An 18,008-nucleotide genomic window follows, 5' to 3' on the forward strand; every position below is an offset into this window, starting at 1 on the left:
AATTCAAGCCTCATGGAACTTGAATCTCTTAAATTTGCATCATTCCTAAATTTTCCTATATACATAAATCTCAAATCCCGTTTTGATTAAAAATCATGAAAAATTTTTTCTATATTGCACTTCCAATTCTTGCATTTTTACTAATATTTGTAAATACATTCTTTGGCCATTTTATTTTTTCATCAGAAACCCAACAGGTAATAAACAAATATTCAGTGTATGTTCATTTGTTGTCAGAATGGCAAAGTGATTCAAAGAATATTATTTTTGACGTAACAAACTCTTGGTATAAATCAGATCAAGTCAGTGATGAAGATCATGTGTTTAATGCTGAGTCCAAAGAATACAATACAAATCAACTTCAAGAAATCCATGGCAAATCCTATGTTGAATTAAAGCATGAATTCAGTGAATGCCATGAAGAATGGCAACCAATGCTCTATAGAAAAGCAATAGATACTGTAAGACATGAGATTGAATATGTCCAAGGAAAGCAGCTAAGTACTGATCCAGGCATCTCTGTGTATCCTGACATTGAGAATAGAAACTACGATAATTCAGAACAACAATCAAAAATTAAAAGTGGCTATATTCAATTTGTCCCTATTTGTACATCTAAAGAAATTACATCATATGATTACAGTGTCAAAATTGATAACAAAGATTTGGGTTTTGATGTGTATTTTGTTTCATCATCTAAACAGCGTGAAAACTTTGGAAGTTCTGACTTTGATTCTTACACAGAATTAGGATGCTTTGGACAAAACAAACAAAGCTATAGTGGAACGTGTAAAAATATAAAAAAAGACGGTGGATTGTTATTGGTATTTCCTGATGAACTCAAACCATGGACTACAAAAGTTACAATAAACCTTTATGAAATCAATTAAAGATTCTATTTTCTTTTCCAGATAAATTGATTGTAAATCAATTCTGGTCTAATTTGTCTAAATGACTGTGAACCACCAACATACCATTTTGTAAAGAATTCATACAAGTGCAATCTGAGAGACTGTATGTATACAATTAATCCTTCAATCATCATAATTCCCAAGTTACCGCCAATGATCATTGCCATTGCTCCACCTGATTCTACACCGCCTAATGACGAAAATGCATTATTTACTGTCAACAGCAAAGCTGCATGGACCAGTAACATGATTCCAAGTCGAGCGTAACTAATTGTATGAGCTAAACTTTCAACTGTTTTTCCTAAGAGGACTTCCATTATGACACTTGCAGGATCTGCTCCGTCTTCTGGATGCTTCTTTGCATGCATCACACCTCCAATCATCATGATGACCATTGATGCAATAACAATAACAACTGCAATTCTTGTAATAATCCAAACTTGTGCCCAATCGCCTAGGAACATTGTTACCCAAGGAACTGCTTCTGTGTGGACTTTTGAATACATATTCATCACATCATACTGCGAGCCAATTGCACACATCATAATAACTACGATTCCTCCATAGAGCGTGATGTTTGGAATTGCTTCAGTAAACACGACTAGTTTGTGTCCATCTTTTAGTAATCTGATTACGCGTAGAGTCATTGCCCAAACTAAATGAACAATTCCGATGAATAATGATACTTTGAGAATATTAATCACTTGTTCAAATGTTAATTCTGCAACACTGAGAATTCCAACTATCCAACTAACAGAATGTAACGCTCCACCTTCTTCTAGTAATCCTTCAAATGGACCCATATGATCAAGATGATATCCAAACGCTTCTCCTGCACCGACTCCTGCTATAGCTGCCGAAGCACCAGAAATCGCAATAAGCATTCCCCATTTAGAAAGTTCTCCTTGTCCTTTGAACTTGAATAATAAACCAAGTGCCATAAGTAACAATCCGTGACCCATATCTGCAAACATAAGTCCATAGAAAATTGGCCACATTAGGGCAATCATAGGAGTTGGATCTGGTTCTCCTGTTTTTGGTATTCCTTGACTTTTTGTAATTACTTCAAATGTTTTAACGAATTTTTTATTATCAAATAAAGTTGGAATTTCTTCTTTTAGTTTAGGATCTGTAACGTCTTCTACAACTGACATCCATTGTTTTGTTGACTCTATGAATTTTGATTCCATTTTTTGGGGAATAAAACCCTGAATTACTGCAAAATGTTTTGTTCCGCCAGGTTTTCTCAAAGTCTCAAGTACATCTTTTGCAACTAGTGCCTTTTCATGTAAAGCTAGAATGTCTCGTCTAATCTTTTTTGTTAATCCTGCTAATTCTTTTTTGATTGATGCTTGTTTTGCAGTTAATTCTTTAATTTTTGATTCTGCAAGTTCATATGCTTCACTAGGAACCTGTGGAAATCCTTCAGGAATTTTAAAAGTATTAGAATTGAAACTTCTTAATACTTTTAGAACTTTCTCAGAATCTGCAGTATCTGAAATTACTAAAATTGCAGATTTTTCCTTGTTTTCTAAATCATATTTGTAAATTGTAATTCCTTCAAGAGAGCGACTTATCTCATCAAAATCGGCAGAATTGATAACAAAAAGATTTGTAAAAAAGTACTTCATTAAACCAAATCCTGAAAGATCCATCTTCATCTTTCTGATAACTTCTAAGGCGTCTTTGAGCGACTTGTATTCCTCAATTGAAAGTTTAGTATTTGCAGCATTTTCTAATAATTTTGCAGGCTCATCAATAATTGAAGGGGCTTCTTTACTTAGTTGCTCTACCATCTCTTCAATTTCATTAATTTCATAATCTTTTTTCTTGATAACAGTTCCCTTGAATAAAATCTCCATAATTCCCACGACTAGAGGAATTCCCATCCCCTTGATGACATCATCAATTGATTGATACGTTTGCTGAGCCTTTAGTAGAAGATCATCAATTTCTGGAGTCACCAAATCACTAGGGGAATCAATTTTGTGATACCATTCAAATTCTGTTAACCTTGAAATCGCTTTAGGAGACTCACTTCTTGGTAAAATGACTGTTCCTAGTTTTAGATCTGCTGTTCCCAAGACAAATTTTGGGTATTTTCATTGAGTTTAATATCTTTCTGATTGCTTCTCTCCCAAACATTAAAATCCATTATGGGTCAACGGCACCCATTGACATCTAATTCAGCATTAGAAACTACGATTGACAAAATTTTAAACAACACTGAAAAAGATATTCTTTCAAACATCAAATCTGCTCTTGTTGAATCTCAACAAAAATTAGATGATTCTATCCCAAAATTGGAGAACGAATATGATAAAATTATTTCAGATGGCAAAAAAGAAGCAGATAAGATCGAAAAACAGATCATTGGAAGTTCAGATATTGAGGCCAGAAATAAGCAACTTATGCTATTGGAAGAAGCAGTTGCTAAGGTTTTTTCAAAAGCACTAGATCAAATTGCAAATACTGACAAAAGTGGTGATTATTCAAATTTGATTAAAACTCTATTAGACGAATCAACTCAAGTTTTAGGTACCAATGAAATCACTGTTTTTACTAGTGCAAAAGATAGAGATGTAGTTCAATCTGCATTATCACAATTCTCGGGAGCTGAGTTAGCATCTGATACAATTAATTGTCTTGGTGGAATTGTAGCAAAATCAAAAGATGGGGCAATGACATTTGATAATACCATTGATGCAAGAATTGAACGCCTGAAGCCTTTAATAAGGAAAGACATTGCATCAAAATTCGGAGTAGGAAATTAAGATGGCAGCTCAAGGTAGAATTGTTTGGGTAAGTGGTCCGGCTGTAAGAGCAGACGGTATGTCTGATGCGAAAATGTATGAGACAGTGACTGTTGGTAATTCAAAATTAGTAGGGGAAGTAATTCGTTTAACTGGGGATGTAGCATTTATTCAGGTTTATGAGTCAACAAGTGGATTAAAACCAGGCGAACCTGTTGTAGGTACTGGAAATCCACTCAGTGTATTATTAGGTCCTGGGATTATTGGACAACTTTATGATGGAATTCAAAGACCATTAAGAGAATTATCAAAAGCTTCTGGTTCATTCATTGGTAGGGGCATTACAACGACTCCAGTTGACATGACAAAAAAATATCATTTTGTTCCAACTGTTTCTAATGGGGATGTAGTGCATCCAGGATTTGTAATTGGCACTGTTCAAGAAACTGAACTTATTGAACACTCTATTATGGTTCCACCAGATCATCCAGGCGGAGTTATCTCAAATTTAGTGTCTGAAGGAGATTATGATTTAGAAACTCCATTAGCTTCTACCGAGAAAGATGGTCAAAATACTCCTATCAAGATGTATCACAGATGGCCTGTAAGAAAACCACGTCCATATCAAAAAAGATACGATCCTACTGTTCCGTTACTTACTGGCCAACGTGTAATTGATACGTTCTTCCCAATCGCAAAAGGAGGAACTGGTTCAATTCCTGGTGCATTTGGAACAGGAAAGACTGTTACATTACACCAAATCGCAAAATGGGCTGATTCCCAAGTTGTAGTCTACATTGGTTGTGGCGAAAGAGGAAATGAAATGACTGAAGTTCTCGTGGAATTTCCACACCTTAAAGATCCACGTAGTGGAAAACCACTCATGGATAGAACAGTCCTTGTTGCAAATACTAGTAACATGCCGGTAGCAGCAAGAGAAGCAAGTATCTACACCGGTGTAACAATTGCAGAATATTATAGAGATATGGGCAAAGATGTCGTACTTGTAGCAGATTCTACAAGCAGATGGGCTGAAGCACTCAGAGAAATGAGTGGTAGATTAGAAGAGATGCCAGCAGAAGAAGGATATCCATCATATCTTGCATCAAGATTGGCGGAATTTTATGAAAGAGCAGGTCGTGTAAAAGCAACCGGAAGTCCTGACCGTGATGGCTCAGTAACTCTGATTGGCGCTGTATCCCCATCTGGTGGTGACTTTACAGAACCAGTTACAACTCACACAATGAGATTTATCAAAACTTTCTGGGCTTTGGATGCAAAACTTGCATACTCTAGACATTACCCATCAATTAACTGGATGAACAGCTATTCTGGTTATCTTGCAGATATTGCAAAATGGTGGAGTAAAAACATTAGTGAAGATTGGTTTAACATCAGAAGTGAAACTTATGGTATTTTACAAAGAGAAGACACATTAAAAGAAATTGTCAGACTCTTGGGTCCTGAAGCATTACCTGACGAAGAAAAATTAATTCTTGAAGTTGCAAGAATGGTAAAGATTGCTTTGTTACAACAAAACTCGTTTGATGATGTTGATACTTATTGCAGTCCAGAAAAACAATTTAAATTAATGAAATTATTAGTTGACTTTTACAAGAAAGGACAACAAGCACTCAAAGAAGGTGCAGCATTATCTGACATTAGAGCATTAGATGTAGTATCAAGTATACTCAAGGCAAGAATGGATATCAAAGATGACGAGATGCCAAAACTTGATCAATTAGATAAAGACATGCAAAATCAATTCAAATCAATTACGGGAGTTAAAGTTACAAATTGACAACAAAAGGCGGAGTTCAATACAGTAAGATTGCAGAAATCAAAGGTCCGCTAGTTGTAGTAGATGATGTTGAAAATGCAGCATTTGATGAACTAGTTGAAATTGAAACTACTGATGGAGAAAGAAGATTGGGTAAAGTTCTCGAAGTAGGAAACGGCAAAGCAATCGTCCAAGTCTTTGAGGGAACAACTGGATTATCAATTTCAGGAACTAATGCAAAATTTGTAGGTAAAGTTATGGAAATGCCGGTATCCAAAGAGGTACTAGGTAGAGTGTTTGATGGATTAGGCAGACCAAAAGATGGACTGCCAGATCCAATTGCTGATAAATTTATTGACATTAACGGTGAACCAATGAATCCTGAGCAACGTGAATATCCAAAGGATTTCATTCAAACTGGTGTATCCGTAATTGATGGATTGATGACTCTAGTTAGAGGACAAAAACTTCCAATCTTCTCAGGTTCTGGTATGTCTCACAATCTTTTGGCAGCACAAATCGCAAGACAAGCAAGTGTTATTGGTACAAGTGATGACTTTGCCGTAGTCTTTGCAGCAATTGGTGTGCAATACAGTGAAGCAGAATATTTCAGACGAAGTCTTGAAGAATCTGGTGCACTAAAGAGAAGTGTTCTATTTCTAAACACAGCAGATGATCCTGCAATTGAGAGAATTATTACACCTCGTGTAGCATTAACTGTTGCCGAATATCTTGCATTTGAATTAGGAATGCACGTTTTAGTTGTAATTACAGACATGACAAACTATGCAGAGGCACTAAGAGAGATAAGTGCAGCAAGAGAGGAAGTTCCTGGAAGAAAAGGATATCCTGGCTATCTTTACACTGACCTTTCAACAATTTATGAACGAGCAGGAAAACTCGATGGCAAAAAAGGAAGTGTTACACAAGTCCCAATTTTATCAATGCCATCTGATGATATTACTCACCCAATACCTGATCTTACTGGTTACATTACCGAAGGACAAATAGTAGTTGGTAGAGATTTGTTCAGACAAGGAGTTTATCCACCAATCAATATTTTGATGAGTCTTAGTAGACTTATGAAAGATGGAATTGGTGAAGGCAGTACCAGAGATGATCATAGTGAAGTTGCTAACCAAGTTTATGATGCATATTCTAGAGCACAAGAAGTAAGAGCACTTGCAGGAATTGTAGGCAAAGCAGGATTAACTGAAATTGATCTCAAATACATGGATGTTGGAGATACTTTTGAAAAAGAATTCCTTACACAAGCAACTGATGAGAACAGAACAATTGAAGAAACTCTTGCTCTTATGTGGAAGATTGTATCAAAATTACCAAAGAATGAGATTACTAAAATCAAAGACAAGTACGTAGAACAATATTACAAGGAAGAGTAACTGGATGTCATTTGGACAAAACGTTGCAGCAACAAAAATTGAGCTTTTTAAATATAAAAAATCGACTCAAATCGCTGTAATGGTCCAGCAAATTTTAGATGATAAACGTAAAGTTCTCTTAAAAAATATTGAAGAGATGATTCAAGAAGCATCTAAAGCAAGGGGTGGAATTTGGGAACCATTACAAGATATTTACAAATCAGTTAACGAAGCATATCTGGCATTAGGTACTAACACTGTTGACTCTGTTGCAGAATCAACACCACCTGTAATGGAAGTAGAACTTCATGTTAGAAGAGTCGTTGATGTAAAAATTCCTGCACTTACAGTTACTGAAAAAGATACAAAATCAATGCCTTATGGATTTGCAGACACCAATTCTTCAATTGACAGAGCATCAAAACAAATCAAAGAATTGATGCCGAAAATTTGTAAAGCAGCAGAATATGAAAATTCAATTTTTAGTCTTGCAAAAGCGTTAGAAAAAACTCAAAAATTATTAAATGCGCTTGAAAATGTCATTGTTCCTCAATACAAAGAAAACATCCGATTTATTCTCTCTACTCTAGAGGAAAGAGAAAGAGAAGAATTCGCAAAGTTAAAAAAAGTGAAAGAAAAGATGGAAAGTGGAAAATAATGGCAAAGGAAGAAATTAAAAAATTACTTGAAAATTCAAAAAAAGAATTGGATGCAGATTATGATAATTTTGTTACATCTGTCAAAGATGATCTGAACTCTTTCAAAAAGAAAGCACTAGATCGAATTTGAGTTAATTATCTCATCATGATTTAAATATGGACCTAAAGGAGCCACAACATAAATGAAAACTATCGTCATGTTACTTTTGGCAGCATCAGCAATTTCAATTCTAGGTTCAACTGGAGTTGCATTTGCTCAAGAAGATGGTGCATCTAATGGTGACTCTATGAAACTCCTCGGTGCTGGTTTAGCATTTGGTATTGCAGCAGGTGGAGCAGGAATAGGTCTTGGTCAAGTAGGTGCAGCAGGTCTTGCAGTCATTAGTGAGAACCCAGCTTTACAATCTAAGGTGTTCATCTTCGTAGGTATGGTCGAATCAATCGCAATCTACGGTATAGTTATGATGTTTATCATCTTAGGACAATAGTCCTACAACATCTTTTTCAAATTTTTAAATTTTTCAATCAATTGTATTTTAGCTTGTTTACATCCAAAACTCGTGCACAGTATCTGCATTTGAGTACTCTGCCTTCTTTGTCAATAACATCCATAATTGATTCAATGTGTTCGGTACTATTTGTAATGCAATCAGGATTGGAACAACGAAATATTCTGTCTATTTCATTTGGAAGTGAAACTCTTCTTTTCTCAACAAGCTTGAAATCTTTTATCATATTGATGGTAGCTTTTGGAGCAATAACGGCTAGCTTGTTTGTGTCGTCATCTTTTAGGAATTTGTTTTCTATTTTTATAATGTCTTTTTTCTTAAATTTACCACTTGGAACATTAAGTGCTATGGTAATTAATTCCCCGTCTCTACCATCAATTCTTAAAGCGCTGAGCACCTGAAGGCCCTTGCCTCCATCAATATGGTCAATTACAGTGCCTTCTTTGATTCGTCGAACCATAAGTTCGGACTGTTCCATCAGAATACTTTGTATAGTCACCTGTATATATTATTGAAAGAATGAACCAATTCTATCAAAAAGATATAATCTCGATTAAGGATTTTGACAAAAATTCACTAGAAACAATATTTTCAGCAACTGACAAAATCATGCAACTAGACCCATCTGATAGACGAGAAATTTGCAAGGGAAAGACTTTGGGATATTTGTTTTATGAACCTAGTACTAGAACTCGTCTCAGTTTTGATGCTGCTATGGCATCTGTTGGTGGAAATTCATTGGGCATCTCAAATATGTCTTCGTCTTCTACTCAAAAGGGTGAAAGCCTAGCTGATACTGTACGAGTAATGTCAATTTATTCTGATGTTCTTGTATTGAGACATACTCTTGATGGTTCAAGCAGATTTGCAGCGGAAGTTTCTGAGAAACCTGTAATCAATGCTGGTAGCGGAACAGAAGAACATCCTACTCAGGCAATTCAAGACCTGTTTACAATAAAAAAAGAAAAGAGAAAGATTGATGGTCTCAAGATAGGAATTGTTGGTGATCTAAAGTATGGTAGAACAGTTTACTCTTTGCTTTATGGACTTGGAAATTATGACGTTGATGTCCACCTAATTTCTCCTGAATCATTAAAAATTAGATCTGACTCTGTATATGAAATTAAAAAGAGGTTAGACTTTGCTGAATCAACTGACATTACAGAGACAATAGATGAATTTGATGTTCTTTATGTTACAAGAATTCAAAAAGAAAGATTTCCTGATGAAGAGGAATATCTCAAAGTTAAAGGAAGCTATGTAGTTGGACTAGACTTGATAAAACAGATGAAAGATGATGCAATAATTTTACATCCGCTTCCAAGAATAGATGAAATCTCAGCGGATGTTGATAAGACAAAAAATGCAAAGTACTTTGAGCAAGCAGAATATGGAAAATACACACGCGCAGCAATTTTGGGCTTGATTCTCAATGAAAATGGATTTTAAATTATTTTAAAATTCGTATTCCATATATCTAGAGACATTTCAATACAACTGTTGACACAAACAAGAGTAATTCCTATCTTTCCTTTAGATTTAGTGTTATTTCCGCGACAAGAATTGCCTCTACGAATTTTTGAGCCACGCTACAAACAGTTAGTTGACGATTGCATGATAGGTGATGGTCAGTTTGGTGTTTGCTTGCTTGATGAAAATAATACTGTAAAAGGTTGGAATTCTCCTAAATTAGTTGGAACAATTGCCAAGATTACAAAATGTGAAGACATTGAACTTGATGGATTGCAACTACACATTGAAACTATAGGAAGAAATTCATTTAAAATAAGAAAAATTATTCCGCCATCAATTTCACAACCTGAAAACTATGATCCACTATCAGTTGAAGGACATCAGGAAATATCTGATATTCATGAAAAGATTGGAACGGAAGAGAAAATGTACATTCAAGCAGAGGTTGAAATGATTCCGGAAATTGATGAAAACATTTCATTAGAAAAATGGGAGAAACTAGTTGAATTATGGAAAAAGAAAATTATTAATCAGGCATTACCTCAAGTTGTAGAACCACACGCTTTGGACCATGTTTTAGAGCAATACTATCTAACTACTGACACTCCAACAATTGATTACATCTACTCATTATCTGCACTTGGTGCAAAAGATCCAAATGAGCTTCAACCAATTTTAGAAGCAACAACCATGGATGACTTGATTCAAAAAGTTGAAGAATTACTTACAGTGAAATAACCCCTTATGAATTAAAATAATAATGTCTATTAGAAAATACGGTATCTTGGTCTTTTTGACATATTTAGTATTTCCAGCAAGTAATGTCTATGGACATGGATTTGGGATTGATACAATTTCATCCATAGATATTCAGGGAAAAGAATTATCAATTTCCGTAGAGATGCCAATGTATTTTGAAAATACACAGGAACAAATTACAATCACTGCAACTGAAAAAGAAACAAAAGAAAATGCAAAAAATGTAACATTTCTAATTGGATTATTTCATGAGAATGAAATGATTTTTAGAAATTATTTTTTTGCTGATAATGGAATTTTACAAATTAAGGTAACGCCAACACAAGAAGAAAAAATTACAATTCATGGGGAACAAGACTCTTTACTTGGAGCTTGGCATGGAACTGAATCTAATCCTATAGAAGTCACTGGTCCATTATTTGATTCAGGAGGTCTATACAATTTTGAAATTGAGGTCAGAACTATTGATGAACCCACAAACATCATAGAGAATTCTGGTATTTATAATGCTGATTTGAGTTTGATTGAGATTATCTCTTTTATTCAAAAGGATTCTGAAAACAATGATGTAGAATTTCGTTCAAAGTCATATTTTGATACAGTTTCTAATTTCAAGTATGATTTTGTGGCTAAAGAAGTTACATTTGAAATGCCATTTGATTGGAGTGAGAAACAAATATCTCACATACCTGTAGTTCATGTAGAAACTCATTTACCAAAAGATTTTGTAGAATTTCTTTCTCCCAGCTATTCTGCATATGTAAATGGTGTCGAACTATTCAAATCCTCAATATCTGTTGATGATTATACAGAGGATGATGAAAGAATAATTCATCTTGTTTTATTACAAGATCATTTAAGATATTTGAAAAATGAAATGAAAAAATTAGATGAACCAATAACAGAAAATATGGTATTTAGAATATCTGCTAGTGAGAACACTGCATTTCCGCTGGAAGCGTATACAAAAAGTGAGGACTTTAAGGTAAATCTTTCATGGGATCCGTTAAAAGTAGAACCTGGAATTGACACGAATTTTATTTTCACTATTAGAGACGGTAAAACAAATGATCCTTTACGAAATTCTGATTATACATTTGTCCTAATTCAAAATGGTAGAGAGATTCATCGTGTATCTGGAACTGCTCAAATAGGTGGAGAATTTGAAAAATTTATGTTTACTGACGATCAAACAGGTCCTACAATAATTAAATTTGAAAACATTAGAAATACAGGACAAGAAACTGAATTTGCACTAGTTGTAGTACCAGAATTTGGAACTATTACATTATTGATATTAGTAATTTCAATAATGAGTATTGTTTTTGTTAGTAGAAGAAATCCACTAGCAATCTAAAGCGCTACTAGCTTTACAGTATCCATGTTTTTGTTAGTCTGAAAATCTTTTGTAATCGTAGAAACTTTTTCTGCATCACCATTGATCAAAAAGAGTTCCATGCATTTTTCTTTCTCGATTTTACTATGAAGATGCGTTGTGATTAAATCTTCAAAATTATGTGTTATTCCTGAAACCACATGATCAAATTCATCATTATGTACAACCAAAAGAATTGCGTGAATGTTTCCAGATAAATCTGCTTTTTGTTTTTCTTCAGAAACAAATGATCTGATTCCAGCTCTGATTGCCTCCGATCTCCCGGAAAACCCCATAGTTGTTTGCAGCTTGTCTAGTTCTGAGAGAATTTCATCGTTTAGGGAGATTGAGACTATTGGCATATGTATAATGTTATTAATTATCTTATAAGTTTAGCAATTAATTTTATTAAGATTTTATAGATTTATTAATAATCCATAAAGAATTACAGCGTGAATATTCAGATAAAAATGGCAATAATTGCAATTGCAATAATAATTCCATTAAGCTCACTTGTCGTGTATGGAACTGATTCCAAACCACAATTATCAAATACGAATAATTCAAAACTCCAAGTAATTTCATCATTTAACCCGCTTTACGAATTTTCACAAAATGTCGGACAAGAAAAAGTTGATGTTACATTACTTATTCCAGTAGGAGTTGAGCCTCATGATTGGGAACCAACTGTTAAAGATGTTCAAAGAATGCAAAATGCAGATCTAATCATTATCAATGGAATTGGATTTGAAAATTGGGTTGATAATTTGGAAGATACAGGTTATTCTGGTGAGATAATTGATACAAGTAATGGAATTTTAATCAAGACTGATGAAATTTCTTCAGTTTCTGGAGACCCACATATTTGGTTAAATCCTGTTTATGCAAAAATTCAGGTACAGAATATTGCAAATGCGTTTTCTAATTCTGATCCTGCCAATGAACAATATTATCAATCAAATGCTGCAAAATACATTGAAGAATTAGATCTACTTGACTCAAAAATTCGAAATGAATTATCTGATTGCAATAATAACTTTATATCTTTTCATGATGCATTTTCATATTTTGCAGATGAATACAATCTAAATCAACATACAATAATTTCATCTAATGACCCACATGGAGAAGCTACTGCAAAAACATTAGAAAATATTATTTCCACTGCTAAAAACCTTAACATTAACATAATTTTTGCAGAAGAAAGTGTAGACACTAGAACATCCACAATAATTGCAAATGAGATAGGTGGCAAAGTTTTAGTTCTGTCCCCCCTTGAAGTTGTAACTGATGGGACTTACATTTCTCGTATGACTGAAAATCTTGAAAATCTAAAGGAGGCATTATGTTGAAAATAGTTGAGATTGAAAATCTGACTGTTCAATATCCTGATGTTAAAGCATTAGATGATGTTAGCTTTGAGGTAAATCAGGGAGATTTTCTAGGCATAATTGGTCCTAACGGAGCGGGAAAATCTACGCTTTTTGATGTCATGTTGGGGCTAAATACAAAATACAAAGGAACCATCAAATTTTTTGGTGAAGATATTAAAAAATCAAAAGAATATCTTAAAGAAATTGGATATGTCCCACAAAAACCAATTTTTGAAAAAAATTTTCCAGTTACAGTGATTGATGTTGTGAGAATGGGACTAAGAAATGAAACAGATGAAAATAAGATTGATGAAGTTTTACAGCAATTATGGATTCATGAATTAAGAAATAGAAGAATTGGTGATCTATCTGAAGGTCAACAACAACGAGTTTTCATTGCAAAAGCTTTGATTACAAATCCAAAAATTCTGATATTAGATGAACCTGTTACAGGAATTGATCAACAAAACATTGATTTGTTTTACAGTATTCTTCGAGAATTAAACTCTAAACGAAAAATTACTATAATTTGGTCATCACATGATTTGGATGCAGTAAATCAACTAGCAAATCATGTGGCATGCCTAAACAGAACTCTGTTTTTCCATGGGGAATCAGAGAAATTCTTTTCAAATGACGAACTAATCAAACAATATTCTGAAGCATCGATGCAGGAACATATGCATCATCACTGAATATGTCTCTAGAAATTCTAACCTTTAGTTTTATGCATAGAGCACTAATTTCTGGGATTGCAATAGCAATTCTTTGCTCAGTTGTTGGATTATTCCTAGTTTTGAGACGTTATTCCTTATTTGGGGATGCCATAGCTCATTCATCATTTGGTGGAATTGCACTAGGATTGCTAGCTGGCATTTATCCATTATGGACAGCATATGGAGTTTCAATTGCGAGTGCATTAGTTATCACAAAAATTAAAAATCGATACAACATTTCAGGTGATGCATCAATTGCAGTTCTTTTATCCTCAGGCATTGCAGTTGGTCTTGTAATTATTGGGTTATCAGGTGGTTTTACAATTGATATCTTTAGTTTCCTGTTTGGAAGCATTCTGCTAGTTAGTGTGAACGATACTGTTCTAATTTTGGCATTAACTGGAGGAATTTTAATTGTAATTTTATTACTTTATCGTCAAATTCTTTATTCAACATTTAATGAAGAGCAGGCCAAAGTAAGCGGAATTCCAGTTGAGAAAATAAACTATCTAATTGTCTTCATGGCAGGAATTACTGTAGTTACATCAATACAACTTGTAGGCGTGTTGTTAATTTCAGCTCTATTTGTAATTCCAAATGTTACTGCAATTATGTATGGCAAAGGATTCAAACAAACTGCGATAATTTCCATGAGTTTCTCTATATTTTCTGTAGTTGTAGGAATTTTATTGTCTTACATATTCGATATAACTCCTGCAGGAACTATTGTTTTATTGGCAATTAGTTTACTTGCAGGAACTATGGGAATAAAATCATCTGGATTGTTATCTAAGAATTGATCAAAGAATTTAATCTTCTTTTATCTTGTATGCTTTTTACATAGAATAAAGACGTTGCAATAATTCCTAATGCAATAAGTGGTGATGCAATTTCTGTGTATTTTAGTTCTGATCCACCTGTTGTTTGTATTTGTGATGCAATAACAGGGGTTTCCGTAATTTTCACTGTTCCTATTTTGTTTGCTTGTTGTTCAACAAACCACACATTATCATCTCCATCTGATGTCATGAATTGAACAAATGTTGATTCAGTTGGTACTGGAACTTCAATCAAATTATTGTTGTCTGGATCATATGCTCCAATCTTGTCTACTGTATGTTGTGCAAACCAAATATTTCCATATTTATCCAATGTCATTCCAAATGGTAATGCTTCTTCATTGGGAATTGAAATTCTATCGAATGTTTCCAAAACTGGATTAAATTTGGCAATGCCTAATCCTGTATGTTCTGCAATCCAGAGGTTTCCATCGTCATCAAAGAGTAAAGCCTCGGGACCTTGTAATGGGGGTTCAGCTGAAAATTCTGTTATCTTATTAGTTTTAGGCTCAATATATCCAATTTTTCCTGCACCTGTTGTTGAATACCATATTTTTCCATCATTATCAATTGTTAATGCAAATGGCAAGTTTTCTTTTCCAGACAAAACAATTTCTTCAAATTCATCAGTTTCTGGAGAATATTTTACAATTCTGTCTTTGTTAATGATAGTAATCCAGATGTTTCCGTCAAAATCTGCCTTGATAAATAATGGTGTATTATCTGAAATCACAGGATCTAGTTTTGGGATTGTTTTTGTTGTGATTTGTTTGGTTTGAGTATCTATGAATCCAATTTGATTTCTAGGCGGATCCACAAACCAAATTCTTCCTTTATTATCTTGTGTGAGGAATGTTGTGACAAGTCCATCAAATGAGTATGATGAAAATTTTTGAGAATCAAGTGAGAATTGCCATATTCGTGATGCATTTGCATCACTTATCCAAATTGAATTATGACCATCATATATTGGGAATAATGGTTTTGCATCTTTGTCTGGAAGTTCGTATTCAATAATTTGTGTTTGAATGTCTCCAAGTCTTGGCTTTACAAGCAAATTCAAAAGCTTTGACTCACTTGCATTCTCTGTTCTTTGAGCTTCAATCTCTACTAGCCATTCTCCTGAAAATCCAAATGTCAATTCTCCTTGGAATTCTAATGGTTTGCCTTCATTTTGTTTTATTAATTCCATAGGAACTTCAATTGGGGAAATAGCCTTAGATGGATTTGAAACCTTTACTTTGAGTTGATTTGAATCGTATAGTTGATTTCCTTCAAAGTCACTAACTTTAACTAAAATTGTGTTTGTTCCGCTTGAAAATGGAGAAATGTCAATATCAAATTTTACATTTTCAGTAAATTCGATTGTCTTAAATCCATATACTACCTCTTGAGCGTCAACTTTCTGAATTTCACCAGCTGGCAATGTCCCATTAGCTAAAAGTGCAACTATTCCGAGAAGAACAATTCCTAAGGTCACATCAACCTTGAGTGATCTTTTTAGTTTTCTGTGAACTGAGATCTTTCCTGACTGAAAATTTTTTTCTGCATTTTTTTGAACTTTAAACTGGAAAAATCCTCCCAATCCAATCATCATTGCAGCAATTGTAATTTTAAGAATAATCAATTGACCATATACTGATTCTGTGATTAATCCTACATCACTTTCTAAGAACCACATCAAAGTTGGTCCTGTTATTATGACAATTCCTACTGAAATTATGAATGCTATTGAAAATCTAGGAATTAACAAAAGACTCATCTTCTCTCGATTTTTTTCTCGTAACTGAGAAAATGTTGGAAGCAACGCAAATACAAAATAGAAAATTCCTCCTATCCACACTGCTGCAACCAGATTGTGAATGTAATCTAATACCAGCGGTGCCATTTGACCAGTTGCTGCGCCATGCCCAATCAAACTTGTAGTTGAAATTAATCCCAACGAAACTATTAGCATTGGAATCTGATTTTTCTTTGATAGAGATTTTCTTTTATCCATTCCAAACCAAATACCAAGTAAAATTATTGTAATAATCATCCTAGCTAGCCATATTGTTCCAAAGTCTGTTCCTATCACAACTATTGGTGATATCTCTAGTCTGATAGTTTGAATTGCTAACATGAGAATATCTGAAATGAAAACAAGCATTAATCCAATTCCAGTAATAGACATGAATTTTCCATGATGAAAGTTTTCTATTTTTTCTAATTCTTCTTTGATTAGTTGTTTGTTTTGTGTTCCCCAAATCATTAGTGATGCAATAACTGCACCTAAAACAATAGTTTGACCTATAATTCCTGGAAATCTTGCACCTGCTTCTGGTAAAAATATAATTTCTGATGGTCTTTCTTGATCTAACAAAGAAGGATCAATTTCAACATCTCCTACTGCAAACAAAAATGCACTTGGAACAAGATGTCCATCAACTTTGGATAACACTTTGGTAGATGCAGTGTAAATTCCATCTTCCAGAGGTGGTGTTGTAACAATTAAGGATACTTCTCCTTCATAGTAACTGGTGTCCTTATTGTCAATTTGATTCCCTTCGCTATCAAATACTTTGATTTCACTAAAATCAATATCAACTCGTTCTGAATAATATACAATTACTTCTGTAGTTCCTGCAGGCGAACTTGATGCTAAACTAGGAATTGTTTCTTCTGTAAATGGATGTGCATATACAAATGGGATAGATACTGATGATAAAATTAGTAAAATAATTGCAATTTTTTTCATTTACTCCTAAGATCATTGTTCATAATTTAAACAGTTTTCATGTGTTCGTCATTTGTACCAATTCACGTAAAGATAATAACTTGTAAATGTCATATGATATCTGTGAAGCTAGTAATTTTTGGATTTATTGGACTATTGTTTAGCATTGGAATGATTGATGCTTCATTTGCACATACCACCGTAGAAGTAGAACAATACCACATTGAAGCAGGATGGGGAATTGAACCACCTGTTGTAGGAATTAGAAACGACATTGTCTTTAAAATCACTGAACCTGGAGAAACTGAGGGATCCTACAAGGGAGTCACCAATGTATTCAGAAATGTAGAAGCTACAGCAATGTATGGTGGAGCCGCCAAAAAAATCGATATCAATTCTGATCCACGACCTGGATATTATTTCTCACCCATAATTCCAACTAAAACTGGAGGTTACATTATGAATCTGCAAGGAGATATTCGTGGTACTATTATTGATATTAAAATTCCAGTTGAGGATGTAGAACCTACTGCAGTCTTGGATTTTCCTCCTACAAGTAATGAAGGTACTGCAGACATTACTGCACTAAAAAATGCATTATTATCACTTCAACAAGATGTTTCTAAATTACAGTCTGGCGAAACTTCTGTATCTTCGGATGGTGGAGCAGCTTATGACTTTGCAATATTTGGATTGTCAATTGCAGCAGCAGCTATTGTCTTGGCAATTATTGCTTTAGTAAAAAGAAAATAGAAAAGAGGAT

General features: G+C 34.0%; 18 protein-coding genes. 14 read left to right on the forward strand and 4 right to left on the reverse strand.

Going from position 1 to position 18,008, the window contains the following annotated elements:
* Nucleotides 1-95: 95 nt before the first annotated feature.
* Nucleotides 96-890 (forward strand): hypothetical protein, encoded by a 795-nt coding sequence (locus tag OO712_RS00585; protein ID WP_109877487.1) that lies wholly within the window; start codon nucleotides 96-98, stop codon nucleotides 888-890.
* Nucleotides 891-895: 5 nt separating this feature from the next.
* On the opposite strand, the gene OO712_RS00590 is transcribed toward OO712_RS00585, so the two are convergent.
* Nucleotides 896-2,995: a V-type ATP synthase subunit I gene (locus tag OO712_RS00590; RefSeq protein WP_109877486.1), complete on the reverse strand. Its 2,100-nt coding sequence runs from the start codon at nucleotides 2,993-2,995 to the stop codon at nucleotides 896-898.
* Nucleotides 2,996-3,067: 72 nt separating this feature from the next.
* On the opposite strand from OO712_RS00590, the gene OO712_RS00595 reads away from it, so the two are divergent.
* From OO712_RS00595 to OO712_RS00620, 6 genes are all read left to right on the forward strand, one after another.
* Nucleotides 3,068-3,685 (forward strand): V-type ATP synthase subunit E, encoded by a 618-nt coding sequence (locus tag OO712_RS00595; RefSeq protein WP_109877485.1) that lies wholly within the window; start codon nucleotides 3,068-3,070, stop codon nucleotides 3,683-3,685.
* Between the two features lies 1 nt (nucleotide 3,686).
* The gene (locus tag OO712_RS00600; RefSeq protein ID WP_109877484.1) at nucleotides 3,687-5,465 is read left to right on the forward strand and encodes a V-type ATP synthase subunit A; all 1,779 of its coding nucleotides are present in this window, start codon (nucleotides 3,687-3,689) and stop codon (nucleotides 5,463-5,465) included.
* Nucleotides 5,462-6,847, forward strand: a complete 1,386-nt coding sequence (locus OO712_RS00605) for a V-type ATP synthase subunit B (protein WP_109877483.1) — start codon at nucleotides 5,462-5,464, stop codon at nucleotides 6,845-6,847. Before OO712_RS00600 ends, OO712_RS00605 begins: the two co-directional genes overlap by 4 nt.
* Before the next feature lie 4 nt (nucleotides 6,848-6,851).
* Nucleotides 6,852-7,484, forward strand: coding sequence for a V-type ATP synthase subunit D (locus OO712_RS00610; RefSeq protein ID WP_109877482.1), 633 nt, complete (start codon nucleotides 6,852-6,854; stop codon nucleotides 7,482-7,484).
* Nucleotides 7,484-7,615, forward strand: a complete 132-nt coding sequence (locus OO712_RS00615; RefSeq protein ID WP_263970085.1) for a hypothetical protein — start codon at nucleotides 7,484-7,486, stop codon at nucleotides 7,613-7,615. The genes OO712_RS00610 and OO712_RS00615 overlap by 1 nt, the downstream gene beginning before the upstream one ends.
* Nucleotides 7,616-7,682: 67 nt before the next feature.
* Entirely contained in the window at nucleotides 7,683-7,973 is a 291-nt protein-coding gene (locus OO712_RS00620; RefSeq protein ID WP_109877481.1) for an ATP synthase subunit C, read from the forward strand.
* Nucleotides 7,974-8,010: 37 nt separating this feature from the next.
* Here OO712_RS00620 and pyrI read toward each other — a convergent pair whose 3' ends face one another.
* The gene (gene pyrI, locus OO712_RS00625) at nucleotides 8,011-8,472 is read right to left on the reverse strand and encodes an aspartate carbamoyltransferase regulatory subunit (RefSeq protein WP_109877480.1); all 462 of its coding nucleotides are present in this window, start codon (nucleotides 8,470-8,472) and stop codon (nucleotides 8,011-8,013) included.
* 41 nt (nucleotides 8,473-8,513) lie between these two features.
* Here pyrI and pyrB point away from each other — a divergent pair, with 41 nt between their 5' ends.
* The 3 genes from pyrB to OO712_RS00640 are packed head-to-tail and all read left to right on the forward strand — an operon-like array spanning nucleotide 8,514 to nucleotide 11,583.
* Complete coding sequence (pyrB, locus tag OO712_RS00630; RefSeq protein ID WP_109877479.1) at nucleotides 8,514-9,443, forward strand: aspartate carbamoyltransferase; 930 nt, start codon at nucleotides 8,514-8,516, stop codon at nucleotides 9,441-9,443.
* A 51-nt stretch (nucleotides 9,444-9,494) separates the two neighbouring features.
* Complete coding sequence (locus OO712_RS00635) at nucleotides 9,495-10,205, forward strand: LON peptidase substrate-binding domain-containing protein (protein WP_109877478.1); 711 nt, start codon at nucleotides 9,495-9,497, stop codon at nucleotides 10,203-10,205.
* A gap of 22 nt (nucleotides 10,206-10,227) precedes the next feature.
* Nucleotides 10,228-11,583 (forward strand): PEFG-CTERM sorting domain-containing protein, encoded by a 1,356-nt coding sequence (locus OO712_RS00640; RefSeq protein ID WP_200829105.1) that lies wholly within the window; start codon nucleotides 10,228-10,230, stop codon nucleotides 11,581-11,583.
* Here OO712_RS00640 and OO712_RS00645 read toward each other — a convergent pair.
* Nucleotides 11,580-11,963: a CopG family ribbon-helix-helix protein gene (locus tag OO712_RS00645; RefSeq protein WP_109877476.1), complete on the reverse strand. Its 384-nt coding sequence runs from the start codon at nucleotides 11,961-11,963 to the stop codon at nucleotides 11,580-11,582. The two genes, OO712_RS00640 and OO712_RS00645, sit on opposite strands and share 4 nt — an antisense overlap.
* A 90-nt stretch (nucleotides 11,964-12,053) precedes the next feature.
* Between OO712_RS00645 and OO712_RS00650 the strand changes: the two genes are divergently transcribed.
* The 3 genes from OO712_RS00650 to OO712_RS00660 are packed head-to-tail and all read left to right on the forward strand — an operon-like array spanning nucleotide 12,054 to nucleotide 14,490.
* Nucleotides 12,054-12,953: a metal ABC transporter substrate-binding protein gene (locus tag OO712_RS00650; RefSeq protein WP_109877475.1), complete on the forward strand. Its 900-nt coding sequence runs from the start codon at nucleotides 12,054-12,056 to the stop codon at nucleotides 12,951-12,953.
* Entirely contained in the window at nucleotides 12,947-13,669 is a 723-nt protein-coding gene (locus OO712_RS00655; protein ID WP_109877474.1) for a metal ABC transporter ATP-binding protein, read from the forward strand. The genes OO712_RS00650 and OO712_RS00655 overlap by 7 nt, the downstream gene beginning before the upstream one ends.
* Before the next feature lie 32 nt (nucleotides 13,670-13,701).
* Nucleotides 13,702-14,490: a metal ABC transporter permease gene (locus OO712_RS00660; protein WP_109877473.1), complete on the forward strand. Its 789-nt coding sequence runs from the start codon at nucleotides 13,702-13,704 to the stop codon at nucleotides 14,488-14,490.
* Here OO712_RS00660 and OO712_RS00665 read toward each other — a convergent pair.
* Nucleotides 14,480-17,266 carry a copper resistance CopC/CopD family protein gene (locus tag OO712_RS00665; protein WP_109877472.1) on the reverse strand — a complete coding sequence of 929 codons (2,787 nt, stop codon included), beginning with the start codon at nucleotides 17,264-17,266 and terminating at the stop codon, nucleotides 14,480-14,482. The two genes, OO712_RS00660 and OO712_RS00665, sit on opposite strands and share 11 nt — an antisense overlap.
* Before the next feature lie 93 nt (nucleotides 17,267-17,359).
* Between OO712_RS00665 and OO712_RS00670 the strand changes: the two genes are divergently transcribed.
* On the forward strand, nucleotides 17,360-17,998 hold the full coding sequence (locus OO712_RS00670; protein ID WP_109877471.1) for a hypothetical protein: 639 nt from the start codon (nucleotides 17,360-17,362) through the stop codon (nucleotides 17,996-17,998).
* Nucleotides 17,999-18,008 lie beyond the last annotated feature (10 nt).

It is taken from the genome of Nitrosopumilus zosterae (assembly GCF_025998175.1).
Taxonomy (GTDB): domain Archaea; phylum Thermoproteota; class Nitrososphaeria; order Nitrososphaerales; family Nitrosopumilaceae; genus Nitrosopumilus; species Nitrosopumilus zosterae.

Excerpts from the sequence above, each read along its gene's own strand:
- pyrI (WP_109877480.1), bottom strand. The coding sequence starts at position 8,472 with ATGGAACAGTCCGAACTTATGGTTCGACGAATCAAAGAAGGCACTGTA.
- OO712_RS00640 (WP_200829105.1), top strand. The coding sequence starts at position 10,228 with ATGTCTATTAGAAAATACGGTATCTTGGTCTTTTTGACATATTTAGTA.
- OO712_RS00660 (WP_109877473.1), top strand. The coding sequence starts at position 13,702 with ATGCATAGAGCACTAATTTCTGGGATTGCAATAGCAATTCTTTGCTCA.
- pyrB (WP_109877479.1), top strand. The coding sequence starts at position 8,514 with ATGAACCAATTCTATCAAAAAGATATAATCTCGATTAAGGATTTTGAC.
- OO712_RS00615 (WP_263970085.1), top strand. The coding sequence starts at position 7,484 with ATGGCAAAGGAAGAAATTAAAAAATTACTTGAAAATTCAAAAAAAGAA.
- OO712_RS00610 (WP_109877482.1), top strand. The coding sequence starts at position 6,852 with ATGTCATTTGGACAAAACGTTGCAGCAACAAAAATTGAGCTTTTTAAA.
- OO712_RS00655 (WP_109877474.1), top strand. The coding sequence starts at position 12,947 with ATGTTGAAAATAGTTGAGATTGAAAATCTGACTGTTCAATATCCTGAT.
- OO712_RS00585 (WP_109877487.1), top strand. The coding sequence starts at position 96 with ATGAAAAATTTTTTCTATATTGCACTTCCAATTCTTGCATTTTTACTA.
- OO712_RS00670 (WP_109877471.1), top strand. The coding sequence starts at position 17,360 with ATGATATCTGTGAAGCTAGTAATTTTTGGATTTATTGGACTATTGTTT.
- OO712_RS00600 (WP_109877484.1), top strand. The coding sequence starts at position 3,687 with ATGGCAGCTCAAGGTAGAATTGTTTGGGTAAGTGGTCCGGCTGTAAGA.
- OO712_RS00665 (WP_109877472.1), bottom strand. The coding sequence starts at position 17,266 with ATGAAAAAAATTGCAATTATTTTACTAATTTTATCATCAGTATCTATC.
- OO712_RS00645 (WP_109877476.1), bottom strand. The coding sequence starts at position 11,963 with ATGCCAATAGTCTCAATCTCCCTAAACGATGAAATTCTCTCAGAACTA.
- OO712_RS00595 (WP_109877485.1), top strand. The coding sequence starts at position 3,068 with ATGGGTCAACGGCACCCATTGACATCTAATTCAGCATTAGAAACTACG.
- OO712_RS00620 (WP_109877481.1), top strand. The coding sequence starts at position 7,683 with ATGTTACTTTTGGCAGCATCAGCAATTTCAATTCTAGGTTCAACTGGA.